This window comes from Desulfococcus sp., assembly GCF_041737845.1.
In the GTDB taxonomy this organism is placed as follows: domain Bacteria; phylum Desulfobacterota; class Desulfobacteria; order Desulfobacterales; family Desulfococcaceae; genus Desulfococcus.
This window is the reverse complement of sequence record NZ_JBGSQX010000171.1, coordinates 1-15,320: the sequence shown is the minus strand read 5'-3', so window position 1 is coordinate 15,320 and position 15,320 is coordinate 1. Positions and strand designations below refer to the sequence as shown.

Annotated in this window: 12 protein-coding genes; 10 read left to right on the top strand and 2 right to left on the bottom strand. The window is 64.0% G+C overall.

Annotation, left to right across the window (positions count from 1 at the left end; genetic code table 11):
* Positions 1-151: 151 nt before the first annotated feature.
* The gene (locus ACEW8N_RS21115) at positions 152-2,362 is read right to left on the bottom strand and encodes a type VI secretion system Vgr family protein (RefSeq protein WP_373501851.1); all 2,211 of its coding nucleotides are present in this window, start codon (positions 2,360-2,362) and stop codon (positions 152-154) included.
* A 226-nt stretch (positions 2,363-2,588) separates the two neighbouring features.
* Complete coding sequence (gene uvrA, locus ACEW8N_RS21110) at positions 2,589-5,564, bottom strand: excinuclease ABC subunit UvrA (RefSeq protein WP_373501850.1); 2,976 nt, start codon at positions 5,562-5,564, stop codon at positions 2,589-2,591.
* A 456-nt stretch (positions 5,565-6,020) separates the two neighbouring features.
* On the opposite strand from uvrA, the gene peaA reads away from it, so the two are divergent.
* The 10 genes from peaA to ACEW8N_RS21060 all read left to right on the top strand — a co-directional run.
* A complete protein-coding gene (gene peaA / locus ACEW8N_RS21105; protein ID WP_373501849.1) occupies positions 6,021-7,676 on the top strand; it encodes a quinohemoprotein amine dehydrogenase subunit alpha in 1,656 nt (551 codons plus the stop codon).
* Between the two features lie 13 nt (positions 7,677-7,689).
* On the top strand, positions 7,690-9,138 hold the full coding sequence (locus ACEW8N_RS21100; RefSeq protein WP_373501848.1) for a radical SAM protein: 1,449 nt from the start codon (positions 7,690-7,692) through the stop codon (positions 9,136-9,138).
* A gap of 24 nt (positions 9,139-9,162) precedes the next feature.
* A complete protein-coding gene (qhpC, locus tag ACEW8N_RS21095; RefSeq protein WP_373501847.1) occupies positions 9,163-9,489 on the top strand; it encodes a quinohemoprotein amine dehydrogenase subunit gamma in 327 nt (108 codons plus the stop codon).
* A gap of 14 nt (positions 9,490-9,503) precedes the next feature.
* A complete protein-coding gene (locus ACEW8N_RS21090) occupies positions 9,504-10,541 on the top strand; it encodes a hypothetical protein (protein WP_373501846.1) in 1,038 nt (345 codons plus the stop codon).
* A 204-nt stretch (positions 10,542-10,745) separates the two neighbouring features.
* A complete protein-coding gene (locus ACEW8N_RS21085) occupies positions 10,746-11,270 on the top strand; it encodes a NapC/NirT family cytochrome c (RefSeq protein ID WP_373501845.1) in 525 nt (174 codons plus the stop codon).
* A 10-nt stretch (positions 11,271-11,280) separates the two neighbouring features.
* Positions 11,281-12,171, top strand: coding sequence for a hypothetical protein (locus ACEW8N_RS21080; protein ID WP_373501844.1), 891 nt, complete (start codon positions 11,281-11,283; stop codon positions 12,169-12,171).
* Positions 12,168-13,157 (top strand): peptidase U32 family protein, encoded by a 990-nt coding sequence (locus ACEW8N_RS21075; protein ID WP_373501843.1) that lies wholly within the window; start codon positions 12,168-12,170, stop codon positions 13,155-13,157. The genes ACEW8N_RS21080 and ACEW8N_RS21075 overlap by 4 nt, the downstream gene beginning before the upstream one ends.
* A gap of 107 nt (positions 13,158-13,264) precedes the next feature.
* On the top strand, positions 13,265-13,567 hold the full coding sequence (locus ACEW8N_RS21070) for a nucleotidyltransferase family protein (RefSeq protein WP_373501842.1): 303 nt from the start codon (positions 13,265-13,267) through the stop codon (positions 13,565-13,567).
* Complete coding sequence (locus tag ACEW8N_RS21065; protein WP_373501841.1) at positions 13,554-13,898, top strand: DUF86 domain-containing protein; 345 nt, start codon at positions 13,554-13,556, stop codon at positions 13,896-13,898. The genes ACEW8N_RS21070 and ACEW8N_RS21065 overlap by 14 nt, the downstream gene beginning before the upstream one ends.
* 27 nt (positions 13,899-13,925) lie before the next feature.
* Positions 13,926-15,320 (top strand): ABC transporter ATP-binding protein (locus ACEW8N_RS21060; protein WP_373501840.1); only part of this gene is annotated, 1,395 nt, incomplete at its 3' end.

Below are 15,320 nucleotides of genomic sequence, written 5' to 3'. Positions count from 1 at the left end.
CGGGCCGAGGCGGCTGCCGGGGGTGTCGACCCGCACCGTGCCGCCGGCATCGATCGAGGCCACCGTGCCGATGCGCACCCCGTCGATCCGCTCTTCGGGATCGCCGGGGGCGGCGATCTCCCGCACATTTTCCGCCAGGGCTCTCTGCATGTCAGTTCTCCAGGATCTTCTTGGCTTTCATCACGATGTTGCCGCTGCCCTTCACGTTGATGGTCTTGCCGTCGATGGTGATGTCGCCGTTCTTTTTGAGGGTGATGACGGCCTTGCCGACCTTGATGGTGAGCTGGTCCTTGATCTCGATGACGCCGCTCTTGGCACCGGAGATACTGAAGTTGTCCCCCGAGGTCAGGGACATCTGCTTCCCGGACTGGATGGAGACGTTTTTCCCGGCGCTCTCGCTGATGCTGTCCCCGGCGTCGACGGATTTGTTCTTGCCGACCTGTTCCGAGCTGTCGGTGGCGACCATGACCGTTTTGGCCGCCCCGATCTCCTCGGCCTTGATCGCGCCGATGGACTCGTTCATGGCGGCGCCCACGCTGACCTGGTATGCCGCGCCGATGGTGAGGGCCTTGGCCGCGCCGATGGTTTCGGCCTTGGCTGCGGCCACGGTCTGGCTCATGTTGGCGCCGATGGTCTCGGCGTGGTTGGACCCGACGGTGATGGTCTTGTTGGCGCCGATCTTCTCGGTCTGGTTGACGCCCACGGTCTTGTCCCGGTTGTTGCCGATGGAGATGGTCTGGTCGTTGCCCACGAAGAGGGTTTCGTCATGCCCCACCGACTGGTTCTTGTCGTTCTCGATGACGATGGTCCAGTCTTTCTGGCCGTGGAGGTAGATCTCCTCCTGACCCTTCTTGTCTTCGTAGCGGAATTCGTTGTACCCCCCGCCGCCCAGGGAGGAGTTGGACTTGAGGGTCGATTTGGTCTTCTCGCCCGGGAGGCCGTAGGGCGGCATGTTGGTGCCGTGGTAGACGCGGCCGGTGATGATGGGCTGGTCGGGGTCGCCTTCCAGAAAGTCGACGATCACCTCGTGGCCGATGCGGGGGATGTACATGGCGCCCCAGCTCGCCCCGGCCCATACCTGGCTGGCGCGGATCCAGCAGGAACTGTTTGCGTCCCGCTTCCCCTCCCGGTCCCAGTGGAACTGGACTTTGACGCGGCCGTATCCGTCGGTGTAGATCTCCTCGCCGGGGGGGCCGGTCACGATGGCGGTCTGGGTGCCCCGGATGAACGGCCGGGGGGTTTCCCGACCGGGCCGGAACGGCACCTCGTGGGGGATGCACGTGAACTGGTTGCTGTAGGTGAACCCCGCGCCGGCGGGGTCGGGGGCGAGGCTCGGAAATTCCCCCCGGGACGAGACCTTGTGGGCTACGGCGGTGAGGAGGTATTCCTTGTTGTCCATGTCGCGGCGGTAATAGTCGACGAGCCGGAAGCGGGACCCGGAGAAGAAGGCCCGGCAGTCGGAGGCGCCCTCGATGGTCGTCATCCGGGCCTCGTGCTCTTCCATCCGGATGTTGACGAGGGTGTCGCCCCGGTCTCTCACGGCATATTTGCCGGGATAATCGTACACCTCCCGCTCGCCCGGCCCCAGGGGCTTTTTGGCGGCGGCGTCCACCAGCAGCTTGGTGGCGGGCACCTCGAAATTGAAATCGTTCAGGGCGAATTTCCCCACCTGGATTTCCTGGGCCATGTCGAGGCGGGTGACGACATCCTCCTCCAGCCAGCCGCCGCCGGTGATCTGGTACCTTGCCTCCTCCTGCTCCGGGCAGGGCTTGTTCTCTCCCGGGAAATCGGCGAGGACCAGGGTGTGCTTGCCCTTTTCGTGCTCGAAAAAATAGAAGATCCCCTCGTCTTCCATGAGGCGGGAGATGAAGTTGAAGTCTGTCTCGCGGTACTGGACGCAGTAGGTCCGGGTGTCGTAGCTGCTGTGGAGCCGGAGGCTGTAGTCGGTGAAATTCTTTTCGGAGAAGATCTGTTCGATGATGTCCGGGACGGATTTTTCCTGGAAGATCCGGGAGTCGGCGGTCCGGGTCAGGAGCCACGGCCAGGGGACCAGGACCGCCGCGTAACGGGAGAACCGGGCGTCGCTGGTGGAGGATTCGCCCCCGCCGCGGCCCTGGGAAAAGCGCGAGATGATCCCGTTGATGAACCGCTTGCCGCCGTCGGCCAGCAGCAGGGTGGCGGTGACGTTCTCTCCGACGATGCTCTTGAAGGGGATGTTGTGGTTTTCCGAGATGAGGTCCAGGCGGAATTCAAAGAGGCCGGACATGCGCTCCACCCCCTCCAGCCCGATCAGAAGGAGTTCGTCCTTCCCCAGGGGGGTGTCGATGGTCATCACCCTGTCGTCTTGCGAAAAATCAGCCATGGGCGTCACCTTGTGGATGGGTTGACGTTGCCTGACATGCCCGGATCACCCGGGTGTCAAAGAGATGCTTATGGCGGTGGATACGGGAAGCAAGTGATATCGTGTTTTTGCGGTTATTCAAAAACCCTAAACATCCATATTCGACAAATCAAGTCATGTCAATACGAACGATTCCGCAAAAGCGCGGAGACAGGCTGCGCCGGGAGGGCTCCTGCGGGTTTTGCCGTCATCGGCCGCGGTGAAGGGTCAGTTCACCCACCCCGTTCAGCATCTCCTTCAGAAAATAGCCCGTGTAGCTGTATGGCGACCGGGCCACCGCCTCCGGAGAGCCCTCGGCGGTGATCCGGCCGCCGGCGCCGCCACCCTCGGGGCCCAGGTCCAGGATCCAGTCGGCGGTCTTGATGACGTCCAGATTGTGCTCGATGACCAGCACCGTGTTGCCGCCGTCGACGAGGCGCTGGAGGACGGTGAGGAGCATCCGGATGTCCTGGAAATGGAGGCCGGTGGTCGGCTCGTCCAGGATGTAGAGGGTCTTTCCCGTGTCCCGCCGGGCCAGCTCCCGGGCCAGCTTGATGCGCTGGGCCTCGCCGCCCGACAGGGTCGTGGCCGACTGGCCCAGCTTGACGTACCCCAGCCCCACGTCCATGAGGGTGTCCAGGATGGCGGTGATCCGGGGATGGCTGGCGAAGAGATCCCGGGCCTGGCGCACCGAGAGGTCGAGGACGTCGGCGATGCCGTGGCCCTTGTACCGCACCTGGAGGGTCGCCTCGTTGAAGCGCTTGCCGCGGCAGGTCTCGCAGGGGACGTAGACGTCGGCCAGGAAGTGCATCTCCACCTTGATGTAGCCGTCGCCGCTGCACGCCTCGCACCGCCCGCCCTTGACGTTGAAAGAGAAGCGCCCCTTTTTGTAGCCCCGGGCCCGGGATTCGGGCAGGAGGGCGAAAAAATCCCGGATAGGGTCGAAGACCTTGGTGTAGGTGGCCGGGTTGCTCCGCGGGGTCCGGCCGATGGCCTTCTGGTCGATGTTGATGACCTTGTTGAGGTGGGCGAGGCCCTCGATGGACCGGTGTTTTCCCACCTCCAGTGCGGACTGGTGGAGTCGCCGGGCCAGGGCCGGGTAGAGGATCTGGTTGACGAGCGTCGACTTGCCGGCCCCGGAGACGCCGGTGACCGCCACCAGAAGGCCGAGGGGGATTTTTGCCGTGATGTCCGCGAGGTTGTTCTCGGCAGCGCCGTTGACCACGATCCAGCAGTTTCCGTTGTCTTCCGGCCGGCGCCGTTTTTCGGGGACGGGGATCCGCTCGATGCCGGCCAGGAAGCGCCCGGTCGGGGAGACGGGGTTCCTCCGGATCTCTCCGGGCGGCCCCTGGGCCACGATCCGGCCGCCCAGGAGCCCGGCGCCGGGGCCGATGTCCACGATCCAGTCGGAGGCCTCCATGGTCTCCTGGTCGTGCTCGATGACGATGAGGGTGTTGCCGATGTCCCGCAGGTGCTGGAGGGTCTCCAGGAGCTTGATGTTGTCCCGCTGGTGGAGGCCGATGGACGGCTCGTCCAGGATGTAGAGGACGCCCGTCAACTCCGAGCCCACCTGGGAGGCCAGGCGGATCCGCTGGGATTCGCCGCCCGAGAGGGTCGGGCCCTTCCGGTCGAGGGAGAGGTAGTCGAGCCCCACGTTGAGCAGAAACCCCAGGCGCCCGACGATCTCCTTGAGGAGCTCGTCGGCGATGAGCTTCCGGTTGCCGGCAAGCGGCAGGCTGCTCAGGAAGGCGTGGGCCCGGGCGATGGTCATCGCCGTGATGTCCATGATGGACCGGCCGCCGACCCGGACGCCCAGGACCTCGGGCTTGAGCCTGCGGCCCCCGCAGGTGCGGCAGGGATTTTCGGACATGAAAGCGGCGTACCATTTCTTCTGGCCCTCGGACTGGGTCTGGAGGTAGCGCCGCATGAGGGTGTTGACCTCGCCTTCCCACGCCATGGTGACGTCCCCCTGGATCTTCTCCGAATCCCACCGGACCGTCATCTCCCGTTCGCCCGAGCCGAAGAGGACCAGGTCCCGCTGTTTTTTCGGGAGTTTTTCCCACGGCGCGTCGAAATCGATCCCCCACCGGCGGGACATGGCCGTGAGCTTGTTGAGCCCCCAGGACCGGCTGCCGTTGTCGGCCTTGAGGAAATAGTTTCGCCAGGTGACCACCGCCCCCTGGCGGATGGTGAGGGTACGGTCCGGGACGATCTTGTCCGGGTCCATGGAGAGTTCGCTGCCGATGCCGTTGCAGTCCGGGCACATGCCCTGGGGCGAATTGAAGGAGAAGAGGGGCGGATCGAGTTCGGGGTAGGCGATGCCGCAGCAGGAGCGGGCCTCGCTCATTTTGAGGTCCTCCCGGCCCACGATATGGACGACGAGCTTCCCCCGGCCCAGGCGGAGGGCCGACTCCACCGAGTCGGTGAGCCGCTTCCGGAAGGGCTCGTCCTCCTTGACCGAAAGGCGGTCGACCACCACCTCGATCGTGTGCTTCTTGTGCTTTTCCAGGCCCTGGACATCCTCCAGGTCCAGGACCACGCCGTTGACCCGGACCCGGGAGAAGCCGTCGCGGGCCAGGTCCCGGAAGATCTGCCGGTGCTCGCCCTTCCGGTTCTCGACGACGGGCGCGAGGATCAGAATTTTTGCTCCGGGCGGGATCTCCAGGATCTGGATCATCATGCTCTGGGCGTCCCCCCGGCCGACCCGGCTGCCGCACCGGTAGCAGTGCTGATCGCCGATGCGGGCGAAGAGCACCCGCAGGTAGTCGTAGATCTCGGTGATGGTGCCCACGGTGGAGCGGGGGTTCCTGCTCGCCGATTTCTGCTCGATGGAGATGGTGGGGGAGAGCCCCCGGATGGTGTCGTACCGGGGCTTCTCCATCTGGCCGATGAACTGGCGGGCATAGGCGGAAAGGGATTCCACGTACCGGCGCTGCCCTTCGGCGAAGATGGTGTCGAAGGCCAGGCTCGACTTGCCCGACCCCGAGACCCCGGTGAACACGATGAGCTTTTTCTTGGGCAGCTCCACGTCGACGTTCTGGAGGTTGTGCTCCCGGGCGCCCTTGACGATGATGGCATCCAGCTCCCCGGAGGACGCGGGTTTCAGGCGGCGTCTCTGGAACTTCAGGGGCCGTTCGGCCAGGGTCGGCTCGGCGGGCGAAGCGGGCTTCGGGTTGCGTTTCATGGGTTCCTTTTGGCGCGTCGGCGCGTTGTCGGTGATGATCGGACAAGGGATATAATGGGGCCTCTTCGGCGTTTTTCAAGTAAGGGAATCGGGGCATGGACCCGGCGGGAGGATCCAGGCCCGGATGATGATGACATTCTTGTCGTTTTTACGCCCTGTTTTTTTTCAATTTTGTCGAATCCAGAGAGGCTCCGACAACAACAGTTATGGAAATATTGTAAAAAATATCAATTAGATAGGGTAAAATGCGCTCCGGGCACATTATTTGCTTCACATGGATGATCGGTTTTGATACACTCTCCATGCCTGATGAACCTGGTTTAATGATTCAACTTGATTTGAATTTATGGACAATGTTCATTATTCGGCCGCGTTGGCAGCGGACCGGGGCGGCGGCCGGAACCCCGTCGGCTCCCTGTGAATCACCGAAGAGAAGAAGAAGGAGGATCACGCGTGATGGGTATGAGAACAAAGCGAGTGGCGCCTGCCGTGAGGATCCTGCCGTGGCTTGCCGCGGCGGGGCTGTGGCTGACGGCGGGGCCGTGTTTCGGGCAGACGCCGTTTACGGAAACGTCCCTGGTGCGCCAGCACTGCGGGGCCTGCCACAAGCCGGACGAGAGCGGCCGGCTGGAGGTTATTGAAGAGACCCGGAAATCGCCCGAGGAGTGGAAGAACGTCATCATCCGGATGACGCGCCTCAACAGCGCCGTCCTGGACGACGCCAAGTTCCACCCGGTTGTCAAGGAACTCTCCGCGCACCTGGGCCTGACCCCTGCGGAGATGGCCGGGGTCGCCTACTACAACAGCGACGAGAACAGCCAGTATCGGGAGGTCCCCGGCTCCGACATGGAGAAGCGGATCTTCACCGCCTGCGTCCGGTGCCACACCTACGGCAAGATCGCCTCCCACCGGATGACCGAAAGCCAGTGGAACGAAAACCGGAACCTGCACCTGGGCTATTACCCCACGTCGGTCCCCCAGATGCGGGAGATGGACTGGACAAAGGAATCCAAGGACCTGATCCCGGAGCTTGCCAGGCTGTTTCCCTTTGACGCCCCCGAGTGGAAAGCCTGGATGGACGGCCGAAAGCCCGTGGACCTGGGCGGCCGCTGGCGGGTGGCCGGATACCAGCCGGGCCTGGGTGTTTACGAGGGCTGGTATGAGTTCGCCCCCGACGCGGAAAAGGGCGCGGATGAATACCGCGTCAGCCGGGAGGTCCGGTACGCCTCCGGCGTCGTCCTGAAGCAGCGCGGAACGGGGACCCTCTTCAGCGGGTATCACCTCCGGTACGCGCTCGCCCCCACGCCCCTCACCGGACGGGTCGAGGGCGTCTTCGACCAGGATGCCGCCACCATGCGCTTCCAGGGCAAGTGGTGGGCCGTCGTGCAGGATGCCAACGCCTTCGGCAACGAGCAGTTTATCCCGGCGGGCGAGAAGCCGGGCGTTCTCGCGGCCTTTCCCCAGTCCTTCAAGGCGGACCCCGCCTTGGAGCAGACCCTGACCCTCGTGGGCGCCGGTTTTCCCGAAGGACTTGCGCCGGCCGACATCGTCTTTTCAGACCCGGAGGTGAGCGTCAAGTCGGTTTCCGAGAGCGGCCCGGACAAAATTGTCTGCAAGATCACCGTCGGCGGCGCATCGCTCCGGACGGCCACCCTCAAGGTCAAGGATGCGGCCTATGCCGACCCGGTCATCCTGTATGACAGGATGGACGGCATCCGGATCCTGCCCCACATCGGCCGGGCCCGGGTATCCAGCGGCGAGGCCTATCCGCCCCAGGGGGTCCAGTTCGTGGCCCGGGGTGTCCATTTCGGCGCGGACGGCAAGCCCGACACCGGGGATGACGTGATGCTCGATCCGGTGGATGTCGACTGGAAGCTCGATGAAGAAAAGACCCGCGAGGGCGACGACGATCTGAAATACCTGGCCACCGGCATCGACGGCGGCCTCTACACGCCTGTCACCACCTACGGCCCCATCGCAGAGCGGAAGCAGCACCATGAGGGTGTCGGCCTCATCGCCGTGGAAGCCTCCCTTGCGGCCGGTGACGCGGTGCTGAAGGACCGGGCGCTCCTGGGGGTGACGGTCCCGGATTTCGTCACCCACATCAAGTAGCCGGACGGTGCCCATGCAGACCTATCGCATCGCCGATCACCGCCTGTTTACGTCCGGGGGCCGCCATTTCCTCTACCTCTCCCGGGACAACGCCCTGTTCGAGGCGGACCGGGAGACGCGGGACTGGATCCGCCGCTACGGCGCGGACGCCGCGGCGTTGACCCGGGCCGTCGAAGCCCGAAGACAGGCCCCGGCGTCGGAGGCATGGGCGGAACTGGAAAACCTCCTGGCCCGCCGCGTCATCCTGCGGGAGGCCGAACCGGCGGATGTCGCACGGGCGGCCCGGACGCCGGAGGTTCCGCTCAAGACCCTGGTCCTCCATGTGACCGACGCCTGCAACCTGGGCTGCACCTACTGCTACCACGGCCGATCGGCGTCCGCCGAAGGACCGGATGCGGGCCGGGGGCGGGCCATGCCGGTGGAGACGGCGAAGCGGGCGGTCGATTTCCTGATGGACGCCTCGGCCGGCCTGGAGGAGGTGGTGCTGGTCTTCTTCGGCGGCGAGCCGCTCCTGAACCTCCCGCTGATGGCCGAGACCGTAGGCTATGCCCGGCAACGATCGACGGAGGCGGGCAAGAAGGTGAGCTTCGCCGTCACCACCAACGGCACCCTCCTCACGCCCCGGGCCATCGCCTTCCTGCACGCGAACGACATCGGCGTCACCGTCAGCATGGACGGCATCGAGCCGGTCCACGACCGCTTCCGGCGGTTTCCGGACGGGTCGCCCTCCTACCGGGCCATCCTGCCCGGGGTGCGGGCGCTGCTGACCGCCCCCCGGAAAAAGCCCGTGGTGGCCCGGGTGACCGTGGCGGGCGCGCCGGACCATGTCCCCCGGACCCTGGATCACCTGCTGGCCATGGGGTTTTCCGAGGCCGGGTTTGCGCCGGTGACCACCGACGACCGGGCCTTCCAGCTTGATGCGCCCGCCATGGAGCGGCTCCTGGACCAGTTCCGCCTGCTGTCGGCGCGGTTCCTGGAAACGGCCCTCGCCGGGGATTTCCTGGGGTTCACCAACCTGGTCGACCTCCTGGTGGCGCTCCACGAGGGGGAGGTGAAAACCCACCCCTGCGGCGCCGGGCTCGGGCTGTTTTCCGTGAGCCCCGATGGCCGGCTCTACCTCTGCCAGCGGCTCACCGGCCGGGAGGAGGGGGGAATGGGAGACCTCGAGGGCGGGCTCGACCGCGCCAAAGTGGACCGGTTCCGCGCCATGGCGGGCGTGGACCGGAAGAGCGAATGCCGGTCCTGCTGGGTGCGGGCCGTCTGCGCGGGCGGCTGCTACCACGAGGCACTGACGCGGGAGGGCAGCCTTACGGCGCCCAACCGCCATTACTGCGAATGGATCAAAACCTGGACCGCCATGGGCCTGGACGTCTACGCCCGGCTGTTTCCGGCGTGTCCCGACTATCTGGATAAACTGTCGATGCTGAGGGGGCATGCCCCGCTCCACAGCAGGACGATATAGCTGCAATCGGAAGGAGTTATGGAGATGAAGAAGAAAAAAGGGCTGACGCCGGTCAACAAGCAGGCGAAGCGGCTGGACGAGCAGGAGGTTTTCGGCATGGGAGAAAACATCATGACGAGCATGCCCATCGGCTGCACGACCATCTTCGACACGGGATGGGAGACCAACCCCCGGCCCGAGACGCCCATGGGAAACTGCGTGTCGAGCGCCAGGGATTTCACGAGCTGTTCCGGCCCCTGCTGGTGGCCGGCCCAGACGCCGGACAACATCACCAATTTCCCGGATTTCCAGAACCAGTGCCAGTCCATCGAGAAGGATTGGCGGAACCTCAATTTCGTCATCAAGAAATAGGGAAGGAGAAGGATATGAGACGCCACGCTGTTCGCATATTGTCCGGGCTGCTGTCCCTGGTTGCGGCCGTCTGCTGGACCCTTCCCGCAGCGGCAAAGGATTTTCTGTATGTTCCCCTGGTCAACACCCTCCAGATTATCGACTGCGACTCGGACACCATCGTCGGGTCGCTCTCCTACAACGACTACATCATCGGGGCCATGCTGTCGCCGGACGGCAAGCGGTATTACCTCAACGCCGTCCATTCCATCTACGTCGTCGATACGGAGACCAACACCCTGGTCGACACCCATAAGCTCTCGTCGGAGCTGAACAAAGTCGACGTGCTGGGGTTCAACGTGTCGGCCGACGGCACCCGGCTCTACCTGAGCTGCTCCATCGTCAAGAAGAAGCAGAACATCCCCCGGCTCAACGTGATGCCGCCCCAGTTCGTCATCTATGACCTGGCAGCGCGGAAGATGGTCAAGAACCACCCCATCCCCGCGGCCATGAGCGGCGTCGTCACCCTGAAAAACGATCCGGCGCACGTGATCCTGGTGGGGCTCGACATCCACAAGCTGAACCTCGAGACCGGCGAAATGGAGAAGATGATGGGGGTTTTGAACCCCGAGGAAGGGCAGGCTGTCAAGAACACCCTGGTGATCTGGCAGAACAACAGCCCCGACGACCACGGCCTGTTCACCAACCCCTACTATACACCCACGGGCATGGGATACTTCATCATCGACAAGAACGCGGGGACCGTCGCGACCCTGGCCGCCAAGGATGTCTGGTTCGCTTACTCCACGGTGGTCTCTCCGGACAAGAAGTTTCTCTATGCCGTGATGGACGAGCTCATCAAGGTCGACATGGCCACCGGCGAGACGGTCAAGAAAGTCCTCCTCGAAACCGGGACCAACTATGCCCTCTCCCTCTCGTCCGACGGGAAGAAGGTCTATGTGGGGCCGGCCGGCGCGGACATGTCCGTCTATGACACGGAGACTCTGGCGCTGAAAACCGTCATCCCCCTGGCCGGAGACGGTGTCACCGCCCATCGCCTGACCAAAAAATAATGGTGTCGGACGAATAAATGATCCGTAGGGGCAGGCCCCCGTGCCTGCCCTGCACCGTTTGTCACAGGATTTCACCGACACGGAGGGCAACCACGGGGGGTTGCCCCTACATGGGAATATAACCGTAGGGGCAGGCCCCCGTGCCTGCCCTTTTGTCTGACGCCCTATTAAAACCCTCTTCACCCTGTTGCAGGAAAACGTTTTATGAAATTGTATAAGATACTGCTGGTGCTACTGGTGTTGATCCCGGCCGTTGTTCTGGCCTCCCACGAGTTTTCCGTCCGGTATTTCCAGGACAAGACCTGCACGGTCTGCCACGAGATGAAGGACCCGATCCAGAAATGGGAGGAATCCGGGGCGGCCAAGAACCACAACAACTGCGCCGGATGCCATTTTGACGCAGGATTCAAGGGCTGGATGGACATGAACCTCTCCGCCGTCCGGCTCCTGGTGGCGCACATGGAGCGGGACCCTGACGAACCCATCAAACCCAAGGAGGAGCCGCTCTTTCTGGAGGAAGGGAAGGAGCCCGGATACTGGAGCCATGTCCCCAACAGCCGATGCTTCAACTGCAAGAACATCGAAAACCACCGGGAGAGCGAGCAGCAGCGCATCCACAGCAAGCTGATCAAGAACATCACGGGGCAGCCCTGCAAGGACTGCCACAACCACGAGATGCGCAAGGGCCAGAAATTCTACGAAAAGGTCATCACACCGGCCGAGAATTAGGCGCGGGGGGATGGGTATTTCCTTCCACATCCGGCGGACGGCGCAGGTCCGCGAGACCCTGTCCGTCCGGGAGCATATCGAATCCCTCTATGAAGGGCTGACCGGGGACGTTTTGCGTCCTTTGCTCCCCGCCGGGGAGCCGGTGATCGACCGGTGGTACATCGGCGACGAGTTCTGCGCGAACCGGCTGCCGTCGCCCGCAGCCGCAAGGGAGTTCGTCCGGCTGGCCGGGCTCGCGGGGATGGGCCTCAATCTGCTGACGCCGGTGTTGACTGACGACCAGATCGACAGCGTGGCCCCGGTGCTCGAATGCCTGGGCGAGGCATCGTCTCCGGCGGAGATCACGGTCAACGACTGGGGGCTGCTCTTCTTCCTGAGAGAACATTTTCCCCGCCTGCCGATTGCCCTCGGACGTCTCCTCAACAAGGGATTCAAGGATCCCCGGCTGGGGTCGCCGGAGAAGGTCCTTGCGGCGGGCGACGCCGACCGGGTTTTCCTTGAACACGCGACCTTCGACCAGCCCCGGTTCCGGGAGAAGGCGGCGGCCCTGGGCGTCCATCGCCTGGAGCGGGATCTCATGCCCTATGACCCCAGGACGGCTTTTGACGTGGGGCCTCTGGCGGTCTCCGTCTATTTCCCCTTCGGATATGTCACCACCGGCCGGGTCTGCTGGCCGTCGACCTTCGCTCCGGGCCGCGAAGCGGATTTCAGGCCGCCCCTGGCCTGCGGCCGTATCTGCGAGGGCCGCCCCCTGGCCCTCCGTCATCCGGATGCGGCCTTCCCTCTCCGGCAGAGCGGCAACACGATCTTCTATCTCTACCCGGAGGAGATCACCGCCCGGCTTCTTCGTTCAGCCGGGGAAGGAGGCCTCCGCCTCGTCTACCAGGGGGCGGCCCTGTGAAGATCGTGGCCCCCTTCAGCCGGCCCGAGGAGGTGGAGATGCTGCTCCATTGTGGCGCGGATGAGCTCTACTGCGGCATTGACACCCCCGAGTGGCACGCCCATTTCGGCAACCGGTTCTGGATGAACCGCCGCAGCCCGGACGGCGCCAACCTGATCACCTTTGCCGACATCCGGGGCGCCGTAGGAACGGCGCACGCCAGAGGCGTCCCGGTCCACCTGACCCTCAACGCCCCCTTCTACCCCGCGGAGAGCATCGGCTACGTGCTGCGCCTCTGCCAGAAGCTGGCGGCGGAGCTCGGCATCGACGGCTACATCGTCTCGGACATGAACCTCCTCTTCCACCTCGCGGAGGCGTCCCTCCCGGTCCGGCTCCACCTGAGCAGCCTCGGGAGCTGCTTCAACGCAAAGGCCGTGCCCTTCTACCGGTCCCTGGGTATCCGCCGCATCATTCTGCCCCGGCAGCTCCGGCTGGGGGAGATCGGACGGCTGGTCACGGAAGCCGGCGCCGGCGTCGAGTTCGAGGTCTTCGCCGTCAACGACGGCTGCATGTTCGAGGAGGGATTCTGCCAGACCACCCACACCCTGGGCCCCTTCTGCCTGACCGACTGGGAGGTGGCGGAACCGGCCTCCGCGTCCGGTTCCATGGAAAATGAAAGCCTTGACCACGCCTGCCGGAACCTCAAGGAATACCTCTGGTACCAGAACAACTGCGGTTCGTCGTCCCAGCCCGACGGCCTCCCCAACGGGCCGTGCAGCCTCTGCTGGTTCGGCCGGTTCCGGGACTGGGGCGTTACCGCCGTCAAGATCGTCGGACGGGAGGCCTCGTTCCTCCGGAAGATGCGGAGCCTCCAGCTCGTGAAAACCGTAGTGGAGGCCGTCAACGGGGGCATGGACGCCGACGCCGTCCCGGCCCTGGCCCGCTCCCTCCGGAACACGCCGCAGTTCTGCGACAGGGGGCACATGTGCCACTTTCGAAATGGTTGAAGGAGATCCTGAAGACAGCTGCGGCTCACGCCCATCACGATTCATTGCGTCACGAGGGTATCCATGCTATGAAAAATCGACGGTTTCATCCTTACGGAGGCGGGGTCATGGTGCGGATAGAAATCCAGAAAAAGCAGTTGGAATCGTATTGCCGCGAGCGGCATATCCGGCGTCTTGCGCTATATGGCTCAGCGCTGCGGCCGGATTTTCGCCCCGACAGCGATGTTGACCTGCTCGTCGAGTTCGAACCCGGGCATATCCCCGGTCTTTTCGGAATCGCGCGCATGGAGCGGGAACTGTCGGCCCTGCTGGGGGGCAGGAAGGTGGATCTCCGCACGCCTGAAGATCTGAGCCGATATTTTCGCCTGCAAGTGATGGCGGAGGCCGAGGTCCAGTATGCGAAAGGATGATATCGTTCGCCTGCGGCACATGCTGGACGCCGCACACGAAGCCGCCGGCTTCGCAAAAGGTCGAATGCGCGTCGACCTGAACGGCGACCGCCAATTGGTGCTGGCCATTGTCAAGGACCTTGAAATTATCGGCGAAGCGGCGTGCCAGGTCAGCCAAACCGGAAGGGACGGTCTGCCGCAGATTCCCTGGGAGGATATCATCGGCATGCGACACCGGCTGGTGCACGCTTACTTTGACATCAACCTGGACATCCTCTGGAAAACCATAAAGGAAGACCTTCCGCCGTTGATAGCCGAGCTTGAAAAATGGACCCAGGCAGTGGTTGAATGACCCCCCCCGTATGGGTATCTTCCTCCCATGACCGATTTTGATCCAATACACCCCGACACCTCCTTCGCGTCCCAGTTCCGGTACCTGATTCCCTATCTCACGCCCTACCGAAAGGCCATCCTCCTGTCCCTGGTCCTGAGCGTGGTCAGCACGACCCTCGGCATGATCCAGCCCTATTTCTCCAAGATCCTCATTGACCGGGTGCTCATCGGCGGCCAGGGCAGGCTCCTCTTTATCATCCTGGGCGTCATGATCGGTCTGCTCGTCTTCAGTTTCATCCTCCGCGTGGGGAACAGCTATCTTTATACCCGCTATTCGGCGCGGCTGCTGTTTGCCATGCGCGAAAACATGTTTCGGCACCTCCACCGCATCCCCCTCAAGTTTTTCACGCGGCGGAAGATCGGCGACCTCTACTCCCGCATCGGTTCCGACATGGCGGACCTCCAGGCCTTTTTGACCGACATGGTGCCCCACTTCCTCTTCAATTTCCTCACCTGCGTCATCACGGCGGCCATCCTGCTCGGGCTCAACTGGCGGATGGCGCTCATGAGCTTCGCGCTCCTGCCCGCGGGGTTCTGGGTCATCCGGCGCATCCGGCCGCGGGTCCTGGACCTGTCGAAAAGCGTGGCCGAAGCCAACGCGGACGTGGCACAGCTCCTCTTCGAATCCCTGGGCAACACCCACCTGATCCGGGCCTTCGGCGTCCGTAAGGCCGAAACCCGCCGGCTGTCGGAGAAGCACGAGGGGCTCCTCTCGTTCCTCCTCGGCTACCAGGTCCTGGGGGCCGTGTCGGGATCGGTGCCGACGCTTTTCATCATCGTCAACACCCTGGTGGTCTTCGGGTACGGCGGGGTTTTGGTCCTGGACGGCGGGATGACCGTGGGCGGGCTGGTGGCCTTCTCCATCTACCAGGGGCGGGTGTTTTCACCCCTCCAGGGGCTCATGGACGGGTTCCTCGCCATGCAGAAGTCGAAGGTCGCCTTTGCGCGCATCCGGGAGATTCTGGACATCCCCCCCGAGCCCGCCCACGACGAGGCGGTCTTCCCGAGGGCGGACGAGATGCCAAAAGGGTCCATCGAATTCCGGTCGGTCTCCTTCGCCTACGAGCCGGGCGAACCGGTCCTCAGGGACGCCTCCTTCACGATCCCAGAAGGCCGGATCACGGCCCTGGTGGGGCCGAGCGGCGCGGGCAAGACCACCATCTGCCACCTCTGCATGCGGTTGCTGTCGCCGGACGCCGGGCTGATCCTCCTGGGCGGCCGGGACCTCCAGCACATCGCTGCCGCCCAGCTCCGCTCCGCCGTCTGCATGGTCTCCCAGGACATCTTTCTTTTCCACACCTCGATCCTGGAGAACATCCGCTTCGGCAATCCCGGCGCCGACGACGCGGCCGTGGCCCGGGCCGCCCGGGCCGCCTGCATC

Coding starts and splice junctions, on each gene's coding strand:
- ACEW8N_RS21115 (WP_373501851.1), bottom strand. CDS start 2,362: ATGGCTGATTTTTCGCAAGACGACAGGGTGATGACCATCGACACCCCC.
- uvrA (WP_373501850.1), bottom strand. CDS start 5,564: ATGAAACGCAACCCGAAGCCCGCTTCGCCCGCCGAGCCGACCCTGGCC.
- peaA (WP_373501849.1), top strand. CDS start 6,021: ATGGGTATGAGAACAAAGCGAGTGGCGCCTGCCGTGAGGATCCTGCCG.
- ACEW8N_RS21100 (WP_373501848.1), top strand. CDS start 7,690: ATGCAGACCTATCGCATCGCCGATCACCGCCTGTTTACGTCCGGGGGC.
- qhpC (WP_373501847.1), top strand. CDS start 9,163: ATGAAGAAGAAAAAAGGGCTGACGCCGGTCAACAAGCAGGCGAAGCGG.
- ACEW8N_RS21090 (WP_373501846.1), top strand. CDS start 9,504: ATGAGACGCCACGCTGTTCGCATATTGTCCGGGCTGCTGTCCCTGGTT.
- ACEW8N_RS21085 (WP_373501845.1), top strand. CDS start 10,746: ATGAAATTGTATAAGATACTGCTGGTGCTACTGGTGTTGATCCCGGCC.
- ACEW8N_RS21080 (WP_373501844.1), top strand. CDS start 11,281: ATGGGTATTTCCTTCCACATCCGGCGGACGGCGCAGGTCCGCGAGACC.
- ACEW8N_RS21070 (WP_373501842.1), top strand. CDS start 13,265: ATGGTGCGGATAGAAATCCAGAAAAAGCAGTTGGAATCGTATTGCCGC.
- ACEW8N_RS21065 (WP_373501841.1), top strand. CDS start 13,554: ATGCGAAAGGATGATATCGTTCGCCTGCGGCACATGCTGGACGCCGCA.